This is a genomic window from Streptomyces sp. GbtcB6 (assembly GCF_019091475.1).
GTDB lineage: Bacteria > Actinomycetota > Actinomycetes > Streptomycetales > Streptomycetaceae > Streptomyces > Streptomyces hyaluromycini.
In genome coordinates this window covers 269,586-288,489 of sequence record NZ_JAGXJL010000010.1, presented here as the reverse complement: position 1 = coordinate 288,489, position 18,904 = coordinate 269,586, and the positions used below count along the sequence as shown (strand labels likewise).

The window sequence follows — 18,904 nt, the reverse complement described above, 5'->3', positions numbered from 1 at the left end:
CTTACTTACCCGCCTTTCCGACCTTGCGGCGGATGACTTCGCCCTCGTACTTGACGCCCTTGGCCTTGTACGGGTCAGGCTTGCGCAGCTTGCGGATGTTGGCCGCAACCTCGCCGACCTTCTGCTTGTCGATGCCCTCGACCGAGAACCGGGTCGGAGCCTCGACCTTGAAGGTGATGCCCTCAGGGGCCTCGACCAGGATCGGGTGGCTGTAACCGAGCGCGAACTCGAGGTTCGAGCCCTTGGCGGTCACGCGGTAACCGACACCGCTGATTTCGAGCTTCTTCACGTAACCCTGGGTCACGCCGGTGATCATGTTCGCCACCAGCGTGCGGGACAGGCCGTGCAGGGCCTTGCTCTGACGCTCGTCGTTGGGGCGGGTCACCGCGAGAGTGCCGTCCTCGCCCTTGGCGATGTCGATCGGAGCCACGATGGTGTGGGTCAGCTCGCCCTTGGGGCCCTTGACCTGCACCGTGCGGCCGTCGATGGTGACGTCCACGCCGGCGGGAACCGCGATGGGGAGCTTGCCGATACGCGACATAGCTGTTTCCTCCGTTCCCTTCTGCTACCAGACGTAGGCGAGGACTTCCCCGCCTACGCCCTTCTTGCCGGCCTGCTTGTCGGTGAGGAGCCCGTGCGACGTGGAGATGATCGCCACGCCGAGGCCGCCCAGCACCTTGGGCAGGGAGGTGGACTTCGCGTACACCCGGAGACCGGGCTTGGAGATCCGCTTGATGCCCGCGATGGAGCGCTCACGGTTGGGACCGAACTTGAGGTCCAGGACGAGGTTCTTGCCGACCTCGGCGTCCTCGACCTTCCAGCCCGTGATGAAGCCCTCCTGCTGGAGGATCTCCGCGATGTGAGACTTGATCTTGGACGCCGGCATCGTCACGGAGTCGTGGTACGCCGAGTTCGCGTTCCGCAGACGCGTCAGCATGTCTGCGATCGGATCAGTCATGGTCATGAATTGGCCTGTGGCCTCTCTCGCCGGGGTTTCCTGGTGCGCCATCCCTCTCCCCGATCCGAGACGGGACGGGTGCGGCGCGGTGGACCTACGGCGTAGTAAGTCGTACGGGCGACCGTCAGGCGCCCAACCCTCCAAGCCTAAGCCATGAAGGGGTGGGCACCTGACACGCCCATTGCTTACCGAGAGCCCTGAGAATCCCTAAAAGGGGGATTACCAGGAGCTCTTGGTCACGCCCGGCAGCTCGCCACGGTGAGCCATCTCACGAAGGCACACGCGGCACAGGCCGAACTTGCGGTACACGGAGTGCGGACGGCCGCAGCGCTGGCAGCGCGTGTAGCCACGCACACCGAACTTGGGCTTGCGAGCAGCCTTGGCAATCAGAGCCTTCTTCGCCATCTCGCTCACGCCTCCTTGAACGGGAAGCCGAGGTGACGAAGGAGCGCGCGGCCCTCAGCGTCGTTGGTCGCCGTGGTCACCACGGTGATGTCCATACCCCGGGTACGGTCGATCTTGTCCTGGTCGATCTCGTGGAACATGACCTGCTCCGTGAGACCGAAGGTGTAGTTGCCACGCCCGTCGAACTGCTTGGGGGACAGACCACGGAAGTCGCGGATGCGCGGGAGCGCGAGCGACAGGGTGCGGTCCAGGAACTCCCACATGCGGTCGCCACGGAGCGTGACGTGGGCACCGATCGGCTGACCCTCGCGCAGCTTGAACTGCGCGATGGACTTGCGGGCCTTGGTGACGGCCGGCTTCTGACCGGTGATGGTGGTCAGGTCGCGGATCGCGCCCTCGATCAGCTTCGAGTCACGGGCGGCGTCGCCGACACCCATGTTGACCACGATCTTGACGAGGCCGGGGATCTGCATGACGTTCTCGTACTTGAACTCGTCACGCAGCTTGCCCGCGATCTCCTCGCGGTACTTCAGCTTCAGACGCGGAGCAGTGGTGGTAGCCATCAGATGTCCTCACCCGTCCGCTTGGCAACGCGGATCTTGTTGCCTTCGTCGTCGAAGCGGTAACCGACACGCGTGACGACCTTGTTGCCGTCCTTCTCAACGACCAGCTGGACGTTGGAGACGTGGACGGGCGCCTCGGTCGTGACGATGCCGCCGGCCTGCGAACCGCGAGCGGTCGGGCCGGCCTTGGTGTGCTTCTTGACCCGGTTGACACCCTCGACCAGGACCCGGTCCTCGCGGGGGTAGGCCGCGATGACCTTGCCCTGCTTGCCCTTGTCCTTACCGGTGATGACCTGGACCAGGTCGCCCTTCTTGATCTTCATGCTTACAGCACCTCCGGAGCCAGCGAGATGATCTTCATGAACTTCTTCTCGCGCAGCTCACGGCCGACCGGGCCGAAGATACGGGTGCCACGAGGGTCGCCGTCGTTCTTGAGAATGACAGCGGCGTTCTCGTCGAAGCGGATGTACGAGCCGTCCGGACGGCGGCGCTCCTTGACGGTGCGAACGATGACCGCCTTGATGACGTCACCCTTCTTCACGTTGCCGCCGGGGATCGCGTCCTTGACGGTGGCGACGATGACGTCACCGATGCCCGCGTAGCGGCGACCGGAGCCACCGAGCACACGGATGCAAAGGATCTCCTTCGCACCAGTGTTGTCGGCGACACGCAGTCGCGACTCCTGCTGGATCACGTCTATCTCCTGTTTGTCTGCCGGTTCCCGGCAGGGGCCCTGTTACGGAACCCCTGCCGAGCCTGGCGGAACTGTCCTGCGAGGAATGCCCCGCAGGAATTACTTGGCCTTCTCGAGGATCTCGACGACGCGCCAGCGCTTCGTCGCGGACAGCGGCCGGGTCTCCATGAGGAGGACACGGTCGCCGACGCCCGCGGCGTTCTGCTCGTCGTGCGCCTTGAGCTTGTTCGTACGGCGGATGACCTTGCCGTACAGCGCGTGCTTGACGCGGTCCTCGACGGCGACGACGACGGTCTTGTCCATCTTGTCGCTGACGACGAGACCCTCACGGGTCTTGCGGAAGCTGCCGCGCGCCTCAGTGTTCTCAGTCACGTTGCTCTCGCTCATCAGGCGCTCTCCACCGTCTCGATGCCCAGCTCGCGCTCACGCATCAGGGTGTAGATCCGCGCGATGTCCTTACGGACGGCCTTGAGCCGACCGTGGTTCTCGAGCTGACCCGTCGCCGCCTGGAAGCGGAGGTTGAACAGCTCTTCCTTGGCCTCGCGGAGCTTGTTCAGCAGCTCCTCGTTGCCCAGCTCGCGCAGCTCGGACGCCTTGGTACCGGCCGACATCACGCTTCACCTGCCTCGCGCTTGACGATCCGGCACTTCATCGGCAGCTTGTGGGCTGCGCGAGTCAGGGCCTCACGGGCGATCTTCTCGTTGGGGTAGGACAGCTCGAACATGACCCGGCCCGGGTGCACGTTCGCGATCCACCACTCCGGAGAACCCTTACCGGAACCCATGCGGGTCTCGGCAGGCTTCTTCGTCAGCGGGCGGTCCGGGTAGATGTTGATCCAGACCTTGCCGCCACGCTTGATGTGGCGGGTCATCGCGATACGGGCCGCCTCGATCTGGCGGTTGGTCACGTACGCCGGCGTGAGGGCCTGGATGCCGTACTCGCCGAACGCGACCGTCGTACCGCCCTTGGCCTCACCGCGACGCTTCGGGTGGTGCTGCTTGCGGTGCTTGACCCTACGGGGGATCAGCATGTCGGTCAGGCCTCCGTTCCGGTGCTCTCAGCAGCCGGAGCGGCAGCGGCCTCGGCCTGGGGGGCCTCGGCAGCGGGAGCCTGCTGCGGCTTGCGACCGCGCCGCTCGCCACCACGGCCACCACGGGCCGGGCGGTCACCAGCGCCACCGCCACGGGCCGGGCGGTTGCCGGCGCGGGCAGCGGCGTTCTCGGCGCGGACCTCGGCGATGTTCTTGACGTCGCCCTTGTAGATCCAGACCTTCACACCGATGCGGCCGAAGGTCGTCTTGGCCTCGAAGAAGCCGTAGTCCACGTTCGCGCGGAGCGTGTGCAGGGGCACACGGCCCTCGCGGTAGAACTCCGAGCGGGACATCTCGGCGCCGCCGAGGCGGCCACCGCACTGGATCTTGATGCCCTTGGCGCCGGCCTTCATCGCCGACTGCATGCTCTTACGCATGGCGCGGCGGAAGGAGACGCGGGAGGAGAGCTGCTCGGCGACGGCCTGGGCCACCAGCTGAGCGTCCGTCTCCGGGTTCTTGACCTCCAGGATGTTCAGCTGGACCTGCTTGCCGGTCAGCTTCTCCAGGTCACCGCGGATGCGGTCGGCCTCGGCGCCGCGGCGGCCGATGACGATGCCCGGACGCGCGGTGTGGATGTCCACGCGGACACGGTCACGGGTGCGCTCGATCTCAACCTTCGAGATACCGGCGCGCTCCATGCCGGACGTCATCATCCGACGGATGGCGACGTCTTCCTTGACGTAGTCCTTGTACAGCTTGTCGGCGTACCACCGGGACTTGAAGTCCGTGGTGATGCCGAGCCGGAACCCATGCGGGTTTACCTTCTGGCCCATTACCGGGTTCCTTCCTTGCTGCTGACGACCACGGTGATGTGGCTGGTCCGCTTGCGGATCCGGTAGGCACGGCCCTGGGCGCGCGGCCGGAACCGCTTCAGGGTCGGACCCTCGTCGACGTACGCCTCGGAGATGAAGAGGCTGTCGGCGTCGGTGTGGTCGTAGTTGTGCGCGGCGTTGGCGATGGCGCTGTCGAGCACCTTGCCGACCGGCACGGAGGCTGCCTGCGGAGCGAATCGCAGAACAGCCTGAGCCTCCGTGGCATCCATGCCACGGATAAGGTCCACCACGCGGCGGGCCTTCATGGGCGTAACGCGGATGTACCGCGCCTGGGCCCTGGCTTCCATGGTTGTCCCTCTCAGTTACTTACGTGTCTGAATGCGATCCGCTACTAGCGGCGCTTCGACTTCCGGTCGTCCTTGACGTGGCCCCGGAAGGTGCGGGTCGGCGAGAACTCGCCGAGCTTGTGGCCGACCATCGACTCGGTGACGAACACCGGGATGTGGGTCTTGCCGTTGTGCACCGCGAGGGTGTGACCCAGCATGGCCGGGACGATCATCGAGCGGCGGGACCAGGTCTTGATGACGTTCTTGGTGCCGACTTCGTTCTGGGCGTCCACCTTCTTGATCAGGTGGTCGTCGACGAAGGGCCCCTTCTTCAAGCTACGAGGCATCTCAACCAGTCCTTAACGCTTCTTGTTCGTCTTGCGGCGGCGGACGATGTACTTGCTCGACGCCTTCTTGGGCGAGCGAGTACGACCTTCCTTCTTGCCCCACGGGGAGACGGGGTGACGACCACCGGACGTCCGGCCCTCACCACCACCGTGCGGGTGGTCGACCGGGTTCATGACGACACCACGGACGGTCGGGCGAACGCCCAGCCACCGCTTGCGGCCGGCCTTGCCCCAGTTGATGTTGGACTGCTCGGCGTTGCCGACCTCACCGACGGTGGCGCGGCAGCGCGCGTCCACCATGCGGATCTCGCCGGACGGCATACGGAGGGTCGCCATGGCGCCCTCACGGGCGAGCAGCTGCACCGAGGCACCCGCGGAGCGGGCGAACTTGGCGCCACCGCCGGGACGGAGCTCGATCGCGTGGATCGTGGTACCGACCGGGATGTTGCGGAGGGCCAGGTTGTTGCCCGGCTTGATGTCGGCCCCGGGACCGTTCTCCACGGTGTCGCCCTGCTGCAGGTTGCGCGGGGCGAGGATGTAGCGCTTCTCGCCGTCCGCGTAGTGCAGCAGCGCGATGCGCGCGGTGCGGTTGGGGTCGTACTCGATGTGCGCGACCTTCGCCGGCACGCCGTCCTTGTCGTGACGACGGAAGTCGATCACTCGGTAGGCGCGCTTGTGTCCGCCACCCTGGTGGCGAACGGTCACACGACCGGCGTTGTTACGGCCGCCCTTGCTGTGCAGCGGGCGGACCAGCGACTTCTCCGGCGTGGACCGCGTGACCTCGACGAAGTCGGCGACGCTGGCGCCACGACGGCCCGGCGTAGTCGGCTTGTACTTGCGGATTCCCATTTCTCAGTCCTCGTCCGATATCGGACGATCCGACCCGCTTACGCGGTCGGACCGCCGAAGATGTCGATACGGTCGCCCTCGGCGAGGGTCACGATCGCGCGCTTGGAGCCCGCGCGCTGACCGAAACCGGTCTTGGTGCGCTTGCGCTTGCCCTGGCGGTTGAGGGTGTTGACCCCGGTGACCTTGACCGAGAAGACCGCCTGGACGGCCTGCTTGATCTGGGTCTTGTTGGCGTCCGGGGCAACGATGAACGTGTACTTGTTCTCGTCGAGGAGCGCGTAGCTCTTCTCCGAGACGACCGGCTTCAGCAGCACGTCACGGGGGTCCGTGTACGACTTGCTGAGCGGGGTCTCGACGGTGTTCTTGCCCTCGGTGGCGTGGCGGCGCGCCTTGGCGACGCGCGCGGCCTTGGCAGCCTTGGCAGCCTTCGAGGCGATGCTCGGGTGACGGGTAGCCATCAGACCTCGGTCCCTTCGGTGTCGTTGGCCTTCGGGCCGGCGACGAAGGACTCGAAGGCGGCCTGGGTGAAGACCACGTCGTCCGAGACGATCACGTCGTACGTGTTCAGCTGGCCCGGCTCCAGGATGTGGACCTGGGGCAGGTTGCGGGCGGACAGCCACGCGGCCTCGTCGGCACGGTCGATGACCAAGAGCAGGTTCTTGCGCTCCGAGATCTTGCCGAACAGCGTGCGAGCGGCCTTGGTGCTGGGGGTCTCGCCCTCGATCACGCCGGTGACGACGTGGATGCGGTTGTGACGCGCCCGGTCGGTGAGGGCGTGGCGCAGAGCGGCAGCCTTCATCTTCTTCGGGGTGCGCTGCGAGTAGTCACGCGGCTGCGGGCCGTGGACGACGCCACCGCCGGCGAACTGCGGCGCGCGGGTCGAGCCCTGACGGGCGCGGCCGGTGCCCTTCTGGCGGTAAGGCTTCTTGCCACCACCACGGACCTCGCCACGGGTCTTCGTCTTGTGCGTGCCCTGGCGGGCAGCCGCGTTCTGCGCGACGACGACCTGGTGGATCAGCGGGATGCTGACCTTCTCCACGCCGAAGATCTCCGCGGGGAGCTCGACGCTACCGGTCTTCTCGCCGGCAGGCGAAAGGATGTCAACAGTGCTCATCGGTTACCTCAGGCCCCCTTGGCCGCGGTGCGGACCAGGACGAGGCCGCCGTTCGGACCGGGAACCGCGCCCTTGATGAGCAGCAGACCCTTCTCCGCGTCAACGGCGTGGACGGTCAGGTTCTGGGTGGTGACACGCTCGTTGCCCATGCGACCCGCCATGCGGAGGCCCTTGAACACGCGGCCCGGGGTGGCGCAGCCACCGATGGAACCGGGCGAGCGGTGCTTGCGCTGGGTGCCGTGACCGGCGCCGAGGCCCTTGAAGTTGTGACGCTTCATGACACCGGCGAAGCCCTTGCCCTTGCTCTTGCCGGTGACGTCGACCTTCACGCCGGCCTCGAAGACCTCGGCGGTGACTTCCTGGCCGAGGGTGTACTCGGAGGCGTCCGCCGTACGGATCTCGACAAGGTGGCGACGGGGGGTGACGTCGGCCTTCGCGAAGTGACCCTTGAGGGGCTTGTTCACCTTGCGCGGGTCGATCTCGCCGAAGGCGATCTGGACCGACTCGTAGCCGTCGACGTCATTGGTACGGACCTGGGTGACGACGTTGGGGCCGGCCTTGACGACGGTGACCGGAACAACACGGTTGTTCTCGTCCCACACCTGCGTCATGCCGAGCTTCTCGCCCAGGATGCCCTTGATCTGCTTAGCCATTCTCAGCTCACCGACCCTCAGAGCTTGATCTCGATGTCGACACCGGCCGGGAGGTCGAGTCGCATCAGAGAGTCAACGGTCTTGGGGGTGGGGTCGAGAATGTCGATCAGGCGCTTGTGCGTGCGCATCTCGAAGTGCTCGCGCGAGTCCTTGTACTTGTGCGGCGACTTGATGACGCAGTACACGTTCTTCTCAGTGGGCAGCGGCACCGGGCCCGCGACCGACGCACCAGTGCGGGTCACCGTCTCGACGATCTTCTTCGCCGAGGAGTCGATGACCTCGTGGTCGTAGGCCTTGAGCCGGATGCGGATCTTCTGTCCCGCCATGGCTACTCAGTAGTCCTGTCTTTGCACGCTCTGGAACCCGGTGACTTCTTCTCTTCTCCGACCCACGCGGTCGGGTGTGTCGCGCTCTCGCCGACACAGATGCCCCTTGTTCGAACATCCCTGCAGGGAAAGCACGGCCCTTCCGGAACCGCAAGCCGAGGGCGGAAGGCCCACCGGGTGCCTGGCCGGTGCCGCACCGCACTTCCCGAAAGATTCCCGTACGTCCGCCCCAGTGCTGCCCGCAGGCAGTTAGGGCGACGAGTACTGTGGGACTCGCTTCCGGTCCTCCCGGCGGGAGGCGCGCAGCATCAACACTCGACCGAGCAACTCCGACAGTCTGCCATACGGGCCGGGGGGCTGGCCAATCGGGGGCCGGAGAGGATACCCCCAGGGTGACGTGAGTCAAACACAGGCTCGGTCGCCGACGCCTCGGCTCCCCTGCCGGTAGGGGGTCAGAACCCCCACGGATCCGGGTGAAGCTTGGCCCCAGGCTCCTCCGACCAGGTCAGACGGGCCTCGATCTGGTCTCCCGTGAGATCGAGCAGCCGATCGACGGCCCAGCTGTTCCACTGGACGGCGCGAGGAAACTGCGGCAGGCGGAAGGCGGCCGGCCGGGACGGCAGCGCTTCGGGACGGTAGACGGGCTTCTTGACCTCACCGTTCCGCTTCGGCTTGGACGACCTGCGCAGATCCAGGCAGTCGACCACCTGATCGACGAGGTACAGGACGTAGTCGTCGCCCTTGCCGTTGCGGATCTCGACAGGTACCAGGCTCCCGGCCGACAGCAGCTCGTCTCCGAACCCCTCGGCCAGACGGCGGCTGAGCACGGGCGCTCCGGGACTGCCGCTGGGAAACTCGCTCCTGGGCGCGGAGTCGTCCATCCATTCGGCACGCAGCCCGGTCGGCCGGTCCGCTTCGTCCCCGCTCCGCTGCCACCGCATGAGCCGGGGATTGCCGGACATCGGGTCACCATCCATACGGGCCGCGCAGGCTCTCCTCCACCAGGGCCAGAAGCTCGCCCAGCCCCAGCCCATGCCTCCCGGACGCGTCTGAGAGCACCCACGTGCCGTTCTGCTCCCATTCCACACGCCGTACGTCACCGGCGTGGTTCTCGTACTCCACGAACCCGCCGGGAGCGTCCCTCAGCTCCGGGATCTCGGCTTGCAGGACCTCGGGCCGGGCCAGGGCACGCCCCGGGTTGTTGCTGCCTCCGCCGGTACGGGGGTTGTCGAAGCGCATCTTCAGAAACGGCACGGGCCCGCGGCCGATGTCCGCGGTGGGCAGCATCTTGTGATACCTGGCCTTCGCCTCTTCCCGTGTCTCCCGCCCGGAGAACTCGCACCGGTACGCGGGAAAGACGATGGTGGTCAGAGGCGTGAGGTCGGGGTTCCGGACCCGGTGGTGGCCGTGCACCCCGGGAACGGTGGCCGCCAGGGCGTCGAAGCCGTACCCAGGCGCCTCGAAGCCGCCGACGCAGGTCAGGAAGCGCCCCTCGGCGATCAGCTCCGACTCGTGCGCGCGGGCGAAGGCCAGGACCGCACGCGCCAGCGCCTCGTCGTGCCGGCGCACCTGGTTCGTCTGGAGAAGCCGGGTGCCGTCGGCAGTCAGCGCGCCCGCGAAGTTCAGCACCGGGTTCAGCCGCCACGTCCAGGCGCGGTCCAGGCCGTCGATCGGCGTGACCTGCGGGAACGCGGCGACGGTGGACTGCAGATCCATGGTTCCTTGTGGGGTTGAACCGCTCGGCTGGACGGCGGATGCCAGATCCCGCTGCGGCACATCGTTCGCCGCGATCTCTGCGAGACTCGTTCCCGGCAAGGCAGCCGCCCCCCATGGAGACCGACGGATGGACGCAGCGCACGACAACAGGTGGTCGGTGCTGGGCAGGGAAATCCTGCGCGGTGAGGTCGAGGTGACGGTGGCTCACTGCCCCAACTGCGATGCCCAGTCCTTGACCTGCAAGGAAGTGGGGCGCCGCACGGATAGGACAGGGTACGCGGAGGTCCGTTGCGGAGACTGCGGACATGGCATCTTCGTGGTGCGTGCCTTCGGGCAGGACGGCTATCCCGCCCCGCCCTTCATCGGCGGCGAAGGGCGCTCGGGTCCGGGTCCGGAGTGAAGGCCGGATGCGGGTGCGGGAAGTCACTGGGAAACACATCCAACCGGGTCACCCTCGACAGGATTGCCACAAGGAATTCCACGATTCCGCCATCGAAGTGCGGCCACTTCGTGTTGCGCGCCCCGTTCGCCGTCACAGTCCAGGCATTCGGGTCTTCTTCGGGATTGGTAATCCAGTAGATCGTGTCACCATTGTCGGTCTTCCCGACCGCCAATAGTTCGTCGATCTCGTACGGGACCTTCCTTTTCAGGCTATCGGGCATTTGCTCCAAGATTTCGGCCGAACGTTCAGCGGCATCAACGAGGCGTGTGGGATAAAATCTTGAACTCGGGTGCAGAATGGTCATGAACTGATCGAAGGATCCCGACCCATATCGCTCTGCCAGCCATTTGTAGTCGTCGGGCAGAGAGATCCCGAGCTCATCCTCGACTGACTCCCAGTCGATTTCTGCGGCAGCTTCCTCCGGAGGCGGCACCAGTCGCAGCAGCTCTTCTCGTGCGGTCACAGCATCTCCGTTTCACCGAATCCGAACATTCCGGCAGGGTTCTCCAGTTCTTCGTCGAGGGTGAACCCCTTGTCCCCGCGGGCATGGAAGGTCAATTTATGAGGGGCCACGTCGCCCGGCTCAGGATAGTGGGCCCGAACCTCGTATCTGACGGTCTCGCCGGCGTCCACCGCGTCATAGATCTTTTGCTCGATCTGGTCCCGCATGATCGGAGTGTTGGTGGGGTCCTGAGTGAGAGTCACCAGGTTCTCCTCAAGATCCCCCCGCCCTCCCAGGCGATCCGCCAGCAGATGCCCGCGCCCCTCATTGAATTTCGTACCGTGCCCGCTCCATCCGGATGGATGGATGTCCTGAGCTGCAGAGCTTCCGGTGTCGAGCATGTCCTTCGAGATGATCGCATTGACGCCGGTCGCCCGCCCATCGGCGTCCAATGGCAGGTAGTGGACGTTCCCGTTGTGCTCGATGACACCGTTGCACGGTCCCAGACCGAGGGGGTCCACCCATCGCCACGGGTTATGGACGTAGGTGACCGGATTGAAGGCGAACTCAAGGCCCACCGGGTCCTGGGATGCGTATCGGCCGGTCTCGGGGTCGTAGTAGCGGTGATAGTTGTAGTGGAAGCCCGTCTCCGGGTCGTGGTACTGCCCGGGGAAGCGCAACGGTGTGTGGGCCGTTCCACTTGGTGCCTGGGCCGTGACGCCCCAGGTCGTCCTCCTCGATCGCCAGGAGACCGTGCCGGTTTCGTCGACGAGTTCGGTGGGAGCACCCACGAGATCGGTGACGATGGCGAAGAACCGGGAGTCGATGTCCTGCCGAGTCGCCGCATCGGTGATGCGTTCCGTCTGTGTGAGCGGGTTCAGGCCGTCGTGGTCCCAGGTGAGGGTGACGGGATACCGCCGACCGTCGGCAACCGTGGTCTGTTCGGCCAGGGTCACGCCGTCCCAGACGAATCGAGTGACCTCGACCGGCGTCACGCCGTCGGCCGCGCACTGCGTCTTCGATATTCGGCGTCCCATGGGGTCGTAGGCGTAACGCCAGACCGTCCCGTCCGGTGTGGTGACGGACGTCAGCCGGTCTTCGGCATCCCACGTGTACGTCCAGGCGTCCGCCTTGCGGGACAGACGGCGCTTACGCCTGGCGGTCACCCGGCCCGCCCCGTCGAACTCGTACCGCACCGAGCCCGCGCCACGCTGCGGCCATGTCGCTTCGACCTGGTTGCCGGCCTGGTCGTAGGCGTAGGACTCGACCCAGTCCTGTGCGCGCACGCCGGTGACGCGCCCGGCGGTGTCGAGGTCGATCGAGGTCGGCCCGGTCAGCATGTCCTCCATGCCCACGAGGTAGCCGTCCGGACGGTACGAGTAGGCGCGCTGCTCCACGGTCTCGCCCGCTGCCGACAGCCTCTGGCCGACGAGGCGGCCTGCCGGATCCCAGTCGTGTTCCAGCAGCAACGAGTCGCCGATGGCGCGCGATGTCTCACGTCCTGCCGCGCTGTGGGCGAAATCGAGACGGTGACCCGAGGTGGTCAGTGACGTGGTCCGGCCCGCCGCGTCGAGCGTGTACTCGGCCACCGCGCCGGCGGGTGTGGTGCGTGACCTGCGCCGTCCTCGGCCGTCGTAACGGAAGGAGAGCGTACGGCCGTTGATCGTCTCGGCTACGACCCGTCCCGCACCGTCCCTGCGCCGGACCAGGTCACAGCCCGGACCCAGGGCCCGGCACAGCAGACCGTTGACGTCGTATTCGTACGAGGTGACCGTGCCGGCTGCGTCCTTCGCGACGGTCCGGCCGAGCGCGTCCAGGCTGTAGCGGACGGTCTGCCCAAGAGGGTTGGTGCGGGAGACGAGCCGGCCCGCCACATCTCGGCCGTAGTCGACCCGACGGTCGTCGAAGTCCTTCTCGCTGATCAGTCGGCCTGCCGCGTCATAGGTGTAATCCCAGGTCAGCCCTCTTGGGTCAGTGACCCTGGTCAGATTCAGGGACGGCGCATAGGAGAACTCGTAACGAACTCCGTTCGCGTCGGTACGCGCGCTCAGCAGGTCGAAGTGCGTGTACTCGTACGTCGTGACGCCGCCGCCCGCGTCCATGTGACGGGTGCAGTTGCCCTCGCCGTCGTACTCCCACGTCTCGGTCGCTCCGTCCGGGCCGACTGTCCGCGCGAGCTTTCCCTCAGTGGTCCACTGGTAGCGGGTCATCCTCCCTTCCGGGTCCGTGACGGTGCGAATCCGGCCGAAGGCGTCGTACTCCCTCGTCACCCGGTGTCCCAAGGGGTCCACTATGCCGACGCACAATCCGCTTCTGTTGTTCGTCAGCAGTGTCCTGGCGCCCAGCGCGTCGACGACACCGGCCAGGGCGCCCGTCTCGTCGTATTCGTAGTGCGTCGTGGCACCGAGGGGGTCGGTGATCGCGACGCAGTTGCCCCTGCTGTCGTACTCCCTCGCAAGTGATGCTCCGCCTGGCAGGGCTACGGTCGCGAGTTGCCCCCTTTCCGTGTAGGAGTAGTGCGTCGTCGCTCCGTCCGGACGAGTGACGGCGGTGAGCCGCGCGCCAGGACTGTGGGAGAAGCGCGTCGAGTGCCCCAGGGCATCCGTCCACGCCACCAACTGCTGTTCGCTGCCGTACTCGTTGACCGTCACACCACCGCATGCGTCGATCTCTGCCTCGATCAGGAACCGCTCGTCGACGACGAAACGGCTGACCGCGCCCTCGGCACTCGTGTGAGTCGTGATGCGCTTTCCGGGCCAGGCCTCGTCGATGCCGTCGTAGTCGAGGACAGCAGCCAAGTGTCCGGCTTCACCGCCTTGCGCGATGCACCGGTCCTGTCCGTCGTATGCGTAGGTGTATGTGCTTGCGTTGGTGTCCGTCCACGATGTGACGCGCAGCCTGTCGTCATAGACGTACCGCAACGGAAGGCCGGACGAGTTGATGACCTCGGTGAGATTGCCGTCCGTATAGCCGAACCGCATGACCTCGGCGTCCGTACCGTCCTCGGCGGCGCCCGCCAGGTGGAGTGCCGTCACGCGCAGGCCGTCGGTCGTGATCCTCACGTGGTAGCCACCCGAGTGCCGGACGGCGACCGGTGCCCCGTCGGGAGCGTAGTCGAACTGGACCGCGTTGCCGTGGCGGTCCGATATCCGCAGCAGAGGGCAGAGCCCACCCGTGGGCCTGTCGAAGTGACGCGTCAGGCCGGATGCGGGATCCTGCACCCGGTAGCCACCGCCGTCGAGACGACGGAGGGGCCAGCGAGGCCCGGTCTCCGGCAACGTCGGTGTGTCCGGGTCGGCTGGATGCGCGTACGAAAGTAGTCGGCCGTCCTCGGTGACGAAGACGACGCCCTGCTCGTCGATCTCCAGTCGCTGATCGAGGGTGGAGGCCCAAGAGGGCCCGAACCACCAGCCCGTGCGATACCCGGATGCCACCTGCCGGGAAAGGCCAAGCGGCAGGGTGCCGGGGAGATTCAGATCGGACTGCGCAAGAAACATCCATCCGGTCGCCATGTCGATCGGGTCGCCGCAGCCCCGGATGCGCGACTTGAGGCGACCGAGCGCGTCCTTCCCCCCGGTGAGGACATCGTCAAGCATCCGGCGCCCGCTCTTGCCCAGCCCGCGGACGGCGAGGCTCATGGCCTTCATGCCGCCGCGGAGGTTCTTCATCTCCTTCAGGCCCTTGGCGAGTTTGCCGAGGCTGGTGATGCCCTTGCCGCCGGGTATGCAGTCCAGCGCCGCGAACGCCACATCCCACAGCGACGCTTGGCCTTGGGAGTATTTGTAGAGCGTGTCCGCGAGCACGACGAGCGCGGCCACGAGCACGATCGCGCCGAGGATCGGCCCGCCGATGATCATCGCGATGATCCCGACGACCGCGACGACGACCTTGCAGACGGTGACGATGGTGTCCCAGTTGTCCTCGAACCAGTGACCGACGTCCTGCCACCAGTGCCGGTTCGGAATCCCGGCATCGGAGGCCTCGTCGATCTTCCGCTTCGCCTCGCCCGCCGCGTCGTCCCGCATCTTGCGGGCGTCCTCGGCCATCTTCTTCGCGGCGTCGAGGGCGTTCTGCGCGGTGGTGACGTCCGACTGCGCCTGGGTGTGGGCCGACTTGGCGCTCTGCACGTCCCGGGTGGCGGCCCGGACCTTGCCCTCGTCCGGCTTGTCACCGTCCGATTTGCTGCCGGTGGGGTCGTCCTTGTACTTGTCGGCTTCCTTCGTCGCCCGCGTGACCCACGAATCGGCCGAGGAGAGCCGGGACTTGGCGGAGGAGAGATCGGACTGGGCTTCCTTCGCCTTGGCGAGGGCCTTGTCGGCCAGGGCCTGGGCCCGCTCCAGCTTCGGCCAGTAGTCCGCGAGGGCGTCGCCGCACATCTCGTAGGACTTCTTCAGCTTCTTCAGGTTCTTCGGGACGTCCTTGAACTGCTCCTTGAACACCTCCGCCGACTTGCCCGCCCACTGCAGAAGGGTGTCCTCGCCCGCCATGCCCTTGACCAGGCGCAGGGCGTCGGAGACGTCGTCGGCGAAGTCGTGCAGCTGCGTGGCGAGGGTGCGGACGCGCTGCGGGTCACCCGGGGTCGGGTCCCTGTCCAGGTCGAGTGGATGCCAGTCCGCCGGTCGGTAGCCCGCCATGTCCCCGCAACCCCCGTCGCGTACGCCCCGTCAAGAACCCTGTGCACAAGTGAACTTACAAGGAACGGTCGTTCGAGGTGAAGCCGACGGTCAGACTCATGAGAGACGCGGCCGGCAGGTGCGCCCGCTGTCAGGTCACGAGCATCCAGTAGCGGGAACCCTCCGCAGGCGCGGGGCGGACCCGCAGGACGGACAGGTCGAGACCCTCGTCGTCGGCGTCGTCGCCGGTGGGCAGACGTCCGGACACGTTCGGGTAGTAGTACAGGCCGTACGACCAGTACTCCGGGAGCTCGTGGCACATGAGATCGGGGTACGCCGAGATCTCCGCGTTGTGATAGCGCTCGTTGATTCTGGCCACGGCCTCCGCGCGGGAGATACCGAACCTGGAGATCATCTCGTTCGCGATGTCCCGGAAATACTCGACCATGCCCTGATCGAGATCCATCAGGAATTCCGCTGTCATGGCGTCGGAGGTCCTACTCGTCGGAAACCGGAACGGGTGACCTGCCGGCTCGGCGGCTTCGTCGTCCGTGACGCCGGGCAGGACGCAGCAGCCCTTCTCGTGCGGTCACTGCGTCTCCTTCGGTTCAGCGCTGGCGGCCACGCAGCGCCCGCCAGCCTTCTTCGAGTGCGTCCCCGGCGCTCACCCACCAGTACTCCAGCCTGCCGCGCACCGTCATGTACACCCACCGGCGCTTGAACCACGGCGGCAGGTCCCGGAACGGCACGAAGGTCAGCGTGTCGTTGATCGCGTCCTCGGCCAGGCCGCCCGGGCCCTCGGCGCGCAGCGCCGCGAACAGCTCCGGGGTCAGTCGGCCGTTGAGGCGGGCCGCGGTGCCCGCCGCGGTGAAGGCATACCCCCGCTCACCCTGGTCCGGGAGGTTCAGCGCCCTCGCGATCCGCGGGGACACCTCCTCCAGTGGACAGTTGAGGGCCAGGCCGATCACCGCCGTACCGAGGCGGGACTCGCCGCGTTCCAGAGCGGCGTCCCACTCCGCGGGGTCGTCAAGGCTCAGCAGCCCCTCGCCGCTCTCCCAGTCCAAAAGGCCGGTCCGCTCAGTCCGCGAAGCGGAACGTCGAGGTGACCGCGTCGAAGATGTCGAAGAAGGAGTCGGCGAGGTCGAGGACCTGGCTGCTGCCGGCGACCAGGGCGACCTTGCCCTCCTGGCCGGGGACCGGGATGAACGTCTGCATCAGGACCGCGCGGATCGTGCGGTTGAGGCTGTCCTCGGGGATCGGGACGTCCTCGATGCCGTACGTGCGGGCGGCGGGGCCGACGCCGGGGATGTCGACGGTCGTCACCTTGCGCCAGGAGTCGCCCTCCCGGTGCGCCTCCTTCGGCGCGAGCTGAGCGGCGATGGCTGCCGGGTCGTTGGAGAGCGGCGCGCCCTCGCGGGTACGGCCGCCGACCAGCGACACCGTGACCGAGCCCGTGATCGGGGTGTCGCCGCCGAAGCTCTCCGCCATGCAGCCGCAGTACATCGCGCCCGACTTCCACGCGTCGGCCGCGGACTTGCGCAGGAAGCCGACGTACGTGTCCCGGTACTGCGCCAGCTCCGGGTACTGGGCGATGCGCTCGTTCACCATCCGCCGGATCGAGTCGTCCCGCGACTCCGGGCGCACGTCGAACTCCCACCACGACTCCGGCACCTTGATCCGGAATCCGCCGCGCTCGATGGTGAGCGTTTCTATGTAGCGGGCCATGGTGTACGTCGTCCCCCGTCTGATGGTGTGATGTACGGTGCGGCCCAGACTACGAGACGCGCGAACGGGGGACGGTCACGTGGGCAACGGCAAGAGCGATCTCGCGATACCGCTGAGCGAGCTGGAGGACTACGGCCGTCAGCTGCGCTCCATCAAGGAGCGTCTGAACCACACCAAGAAGATGTTCGAGTCCTACAAGGACGACGTCGGCAGCGGCACGGTCTACGACGCCCTCGACGACTTCGAGTCCAACTGGCATGACGGCCGCGAGGACATCACCAAGCAGATCGATTCGCTCGCCGACATGTCCGACACCGTGGTCCGCGAGTTCAAGAAGCTGGACGACGACCTCGCGAAGAAGGCGAAGGACGCGGTGCGGCCGGAGGGCCAGCCGCAGCAGCAGGGTGGTGGCGGGAACAAGGCGGAGTAGTCCGCGTCCTCCGGGGACAGACTCACGGCATGCCGGACACCGCACTGCTCATCATCGACATGCAGCGCGCCATGCTGAAGGACGCCCACGACGGCGAGGCCTGCCTGGGCCGGGTCGCCGACCTGGCGGACCGGGCCCGCGCGGCCGGCGTGCCGGTCGTCTACCTGCGGCAGCAGTTCGCCCAGGTGCCCGCCGAGTGGCTGGAGGTCCATCCGACGCTGACGCCTCAGCCGGCGGACGTGGTCCTCGACAAGGAGAGCGCGGACTCCTTCCTCGACACGACGCTCGGCAAGGTCCTGGAGGAGCGCGCGGTACGCCGGCTCGTCGTCACCGGCTTCGCCTCCGACTACTGCGTCGACTCCACCAGCCGCAGCGCCCTCTCCCACGGCTACGACCTCGTCCTCGTCGCCGACGGCCACACCACGATGGAACGCCCGGACGGCGCCCAGCCCACGGCCGCGCAGATCGTCTCCCACCACAACGGGATCTTCTCGGTCATCCAGTACGCGGGCCGGTCGGTCGTGGTGGCTCCGGCGGCGGAGGTCCGTTTCGACGCCTCAGTGGCGAACTGAACGGGCGGCGTCGTCCACGTTCCATGCCGCGGGCAGTTCGCCGCCGCAGAAGACGCAGACGAAATCGGCCTCTCGGACGATGTTGTGTTCCGAGCAGGCCGGGCAACGGCGGAACACGACCTCGTGGGTGAAGGCGGCGGGGCGGCGGAGCGGGATGCCGTCGAGTGCGCGGGCCACCGCAGGCCAGGACGTGACGTCGGGGCAGTAGCCGGTCGACTGGTTGCTGACCTCGCCCACCGCCCACCGACCCGACTCGTGTACGAAGGTGATCTCTCCGGCGCCGAGTACGGCCGCTCCGCCCGCACAGGCCACGTGCTCGCTGCGGCGAGGAGCCAGCAGTAGCCGCCCGTCGAGGCCGACGACGTACGTGAACGGCTCGGCCAGCTCCGCCGGTGACTGCAGTGCGGCCCACGACTCGAAGTCGGCCACGGATGCGATCCGGGTTCCGGGGCCCGTGGACTGCCGTGCCGTGACGGCGAGTTCGGCGGGGCCGACGTAGCGGTAGCCGCGCTCCGGCGGGCCGCCGCCGAGCAGTTCCTCCAGCGTCCCGTCATACGACCGGAGCCCCGCCTTGATGTGGTCCGGAGTGGGTGAGTCCGGGCGGAGCGTCGACGACAGGCGGGCGACTCGCCACATGCGGTGGACGAGGTGCGGGGTGATGTTCCCGGTCGGATCCGCCAGCGCGCAGGCGTTGGTGAGGATCTCGACGACCTGGGGTGCGCCCTTGGCCGCGCCCGTACCGGCGTCGAGGGCCACCGCGACCAGCATGTCCAGGAACTCGGTCAGTCGGAGGTCCGCCGCCATGCGGCACATGCGGCGTACGACCGACGGCGACGGGTCGTGGAGGCTCTCGGTCCCCGTCACTC

The 18,904-nt window shown here is 67.0% G+C and carries 27 protein-coding genes; 2 read left to right on the top strand and 25 right to left on the bottom strand.

The window, feature by feature from the left end; translation table 11 throughout:
- Nucleotide 1: 1 nt before the first annotated feature.
- From rplF to KVT45_RS19610, 24 genes are all read right to left on the bottom strand, one after another.
- Nucleotides 2–541: a 50S ribosomal protein L6 gene (rplF, locus tag KVT45_RS19725; protein ID WP_089099427.1), complete on the bottom strand. Its 540-nt coding sequence runs from the start codon at nt 539–541 to the stop codon at nt 2–4.
- 24 nt (nt 542–565) lie between these two features.
- Complete coding sequence (gene rpsH, locus KVT45_RS19720; protein ID WP_089099428.1) at nt 566–964, bottom strand: 30S ribosomal protein S8; 399 nt, start codon at nt 962–964, stop codon at nt 566–568.
- A gap of 213 nt (nt 965–1,177) precedes the next feature.
- Nucleotides 1,178–1,363: a type Z 30S ribosomal protein S14 gene (locus tag KVT45_RS19715; RefSeq protein WP_003948630.1), complete on the bottom strand. Its 186-nt coding sequence runs from the start codon at nt 1,361–1,363 to the stop codon at nt 1,178–1,180.
- 5 nt (nt 1,364–1,368) lie between these two features.
- A complete protein-coding gene (gene rplE / locus KVT45_RS19710; RefSeq protein ID WP_093499638.1) occupies nt 1,369–1,926 on the bottom strand; it encodes a 50S ribosomal protein L5 in 558 nt (185 codons plus the stop codon).
- Nucleotides 1,926–2,249, bottom strand: a complete 324-nt coding sequence (rplX, locus tag KVT45_RS19705) for a 50S ribosomal protein L24 (protein ID WP_030967306.1) — start codon at nt 2,247–2,249, stop codon at nt 1,926–1,928. The genes rplE and rplX overlap by 1 nt, the downstream gene beginning before the upstream one ends.
- A gap of 2 nt (nt 2,250–2,251) precedes the next feature.
- Nucleotides 2,252–2,620, bottom strand: coding sequence for a 50S ribosomal protein L14 (gene rplN / locus KVT45_RS19700; RefSeq protein ID WP_003992364.1), 369 nt, complete (start codon nt 2,618–2,620; stop codon nt 2,252–2,254).
- Between the two features lie 99 nt (nt 2,621–2,719).
- The gene (gene rpsQ / locus KVT45_RS19695) at nt 2,720–3,007 is read right to left on the bottom strand and encodes a 30S ribosomal protein S17 (RefSeq protein WP_189268843.1); all 288 of its coding nucleotides are present in this window, start codon (nt 3,005–3,007) and stop codon (nt 2,720–2,722) included.
- Entirely contained in the window at nt 3,007–3,231 is a 225-nt protein-coding gene (rpmC, locus tag KVT45_RS19690) for a 50S ribosomal protein L29 (RefSeq protein WP_010036720.1), read from the bottom strand. The genes rpsQ and rpmC overlap by 1 nt, the downstream gene beginning before the upstream one ends.
- The gene (gene rplP, locus KVT45_RS19685; protein ID WP_030788270.1) at nt 3,231–3,650 is read right to left on the bottom strand and encodes a 50S ribosomal protein L16; all 420 of its coding nucleotides are present in this window, start codon (nt 3,648–3,650) and stop codon (nt 3,231–3,233) included. Before rplP ends, rpmC begins: the two co-directional genes overlap by 1 nt.
- A 5-nt stretch (nt 3,651–3,655) precedes the next feature.
- Nucleotides 3,656–4,483, bottom strand: a complete 828-nt coding sequence (gene rpsC, locus KVT45_RS19680) for a 30S ribosomal protein S3 (protein WP_217549193.1) — start codon at nt 4,481–4,483, stop codon at nt 3,656–3,658.
- Nucleotides 4,483–4,830: a 50S ribosomal protein L22 gene (gene rplV / locus KVT45_RS19675; protein ID WP_003974262.1), complete on the bottom strand. Its 348-nt coding sequence runs from the start codon at nt 4,828–4,830 to the stop codon at nt 4,483–4,485. Before rplV ends, rpsC begins: the two co-directional genes overlap by 1 nt.
- A 44-nt stretch (nt 4,831–4,874) precedes the next feature.
- Nucleotides 4,875–5,156 carry a 30S ribosomal protein S19 gene (gene rpsS, locus KVT45_RS19670; protein WP_217549191.1) on the bottom strand — a complete coding sequence of 94 codons (282 nt, stop codon included), beginning with the start codon at nt 5,154–5,156 and terminating at the stop codon, nt 4,875–4,877.
- Between the two features lie 12 nt (nt 5,157–5,168).
- On the bottom strand, nt 5,169–6,005 hold the full coding sequence (rplB, locus tag KVT45_RS19665) for a 50S ribosomal protein L2 (protein ID WP_217549189.1): 837 nt from the start codon (nt 6,003–6,005) through the stop codon (nt 5,169–5,171).
- A gap of 38 nt (nt 6,006–6,043) precedes the next feature.
- Entirely contained in the window at nt 6,044–6,463 is a 420-nt protein-coding gene (gene rplW, locus KVT45_RS19660; protein ID WP_089099433.1) for a 50S ribosomal protein L23, read from the bottom strand.
- Nucleotides 6,463–7,119, bottom strand: a complete 657-nt coding sequence (gene rplD, locus KVT45_RS19655; protein ID WP_089099434.1) for a 50S ribosomal protein L4 — start codon at nt 7,117–7,119, stop codon at nt 6,463–6,465. The genes rplW and rplD overlap by 1 nt, the downstream gene beginning before the upstream one ends.
- A gap of 8 nt (nt 7,120–7,127) precedes the next feature.
- Entirely contained in the window at nt 7,128–7,772 is a 645-nt protein-coding gene (gene rplC, locus KVT45_RS19650; protein WP_062706771.1) for a 50S ribosomal protein L3, read from the bottom strand.
- A 17-nt stretch (nt 7,773–7,789) separates the two neighbouring features.
- Nucleotides 7,790–8,098 carry a 30S ribosomal protein S10 gene (gene rpsJ, locus KVT45_RS19645; RefSeq protein WP_003948644.1) on the bottom strand — a complete coding sequence of 103 codons (309 nt, stop codon included), beginning with the start codon at nt 8,096–8,098 and terminating at the stop codon, nt 7,790–7,792.
- Between the two features lie 452 nt (nt 8,099–8,550).
- On the bottom strand, nt 8,551–9,060 hold the full coding sequence (locus tag KVT45_RS19640; RefSeq protein ID WP_217549187.1) for a hypothetical protein: 510 nt from the start codon (nt 9,058–9,060) through the stop codon (nt 8,551–8,553).
- A gap of 4 nt (nt 9,061–9,064) precedes the next feature.
- Nucleotides 9,065–9,814 (bottom strand): hypothetical protein, encoded by a 750-nt coding sequence (locus tag KVT45_RS19635; protein ID WP_217549185.1) that lies wholly within the window; start codon nt 9,812–9,814, stop codon nt 9,065–9,067.
- 359 nt (nt 9,815–10,173) lie between these two features.
- A complete protein-coding gene (locus KVT45_RS19630; RefSeq protein ID WP_217549183.1) occupies nt 10,174–10,719 on the bottom strand; it encodes an SMI1/KNR4 family protein in 546 nt (181 codons plus the stop codon).
- Nucleotides 10,716–15,332, bottom strand: coding sequence for an RHS repeat-associated core domain-containing protein (locus KVT45_RS19625; protein ID WP_217549181.1), 4,617 nt, complete (start codon nt 15,330–15,332; stop codon nt 10,716–10,718). Before KVT45_RS19625 ends, KVT45_RS19630 begins: the two co-directional genes overlap by 4 nt.
- Nucleotides 15,333–15,462: 130 nt before the next feature.
- Nucleotides 15,463–15,795, bottom strand: coding sequence for a hypothetical protein (locus tag KVT45_RS19620; protein ID WP_217549179.1), 333 nt, complete (start codon nt 15,793–15,795; stop codon nt 15,463–15,465).
- 124 nt (nt 15,796–15,919) lie between these two features.
- On the bottom strand, nt 15,920–16,375 hold the full coding sequence (locus tag KVT45_RS19615) for a hypothetical protein (RefSeq protein ID WP_217549177.1): 456 nt from the start codon (nt 16,373–16,375) through the stop codon (nt 15,920–15,922).
- 13 nt (nt 16,376–16,388) lie between these two features.
- Nucleotides 16,389–17,036: a hypothetical protein gene (locus KVT45_RS19610; protein ID WP_217549175.1), complete on the bottom strand. Its 648-nt coding sequence runs from the start codon at nt 17,034–17,036 to the stop codon at nt 16,389–16,391.
- A gap of 79 nt (nt 17,037–17,115) precedes the next feature.
- Here KVT45_RS19610 and KVT45_RS19605 point away from each other — a divergent pair, with 79 nt between their 5' ends.
- Nucleotides 17,116–17,466: a hypothetical protein gene (locus KVT45_RS19605; protein WP_217549173.1), complete on the top strand. Its 351-nt coding sequence runs from the start codon at nt 17,116–17,118 to the stop codon at nt 17,464–17,466.
- Between the two features lie 29 nt (nt 17,467–17,495).
- Nucleotides 17,496–18,038, top strand: a complete 543-nt coding sequence (locus KVT45_RS19600) for an isochorismatase family protein (protein ID WP_217549171.1) — start codon at nt 17,496–17,498, stop codon at nt 18,036–18,038.
- On the opposite strand, the gene KVT45_RS19595 is transcribed toward KVT45_RS19600, so the two are convergent.
- Nucleotides 18,024–18,572 (bottom strand): hypothetical protein, encoded by a 549-nt coding sequence (locus KVT45_RS19595; protein WP_217549241.1) that lies wholly within the window; start codon nt 18,570–18,572, stop codon nt 18,024–18,026. The genes KVT45_RS19600 and KVT45_RS19595 overlap by 15 nt on opposite strands.
- Nucleotides 18,573–18,904 lie beyond the last annotated feature (332 nt).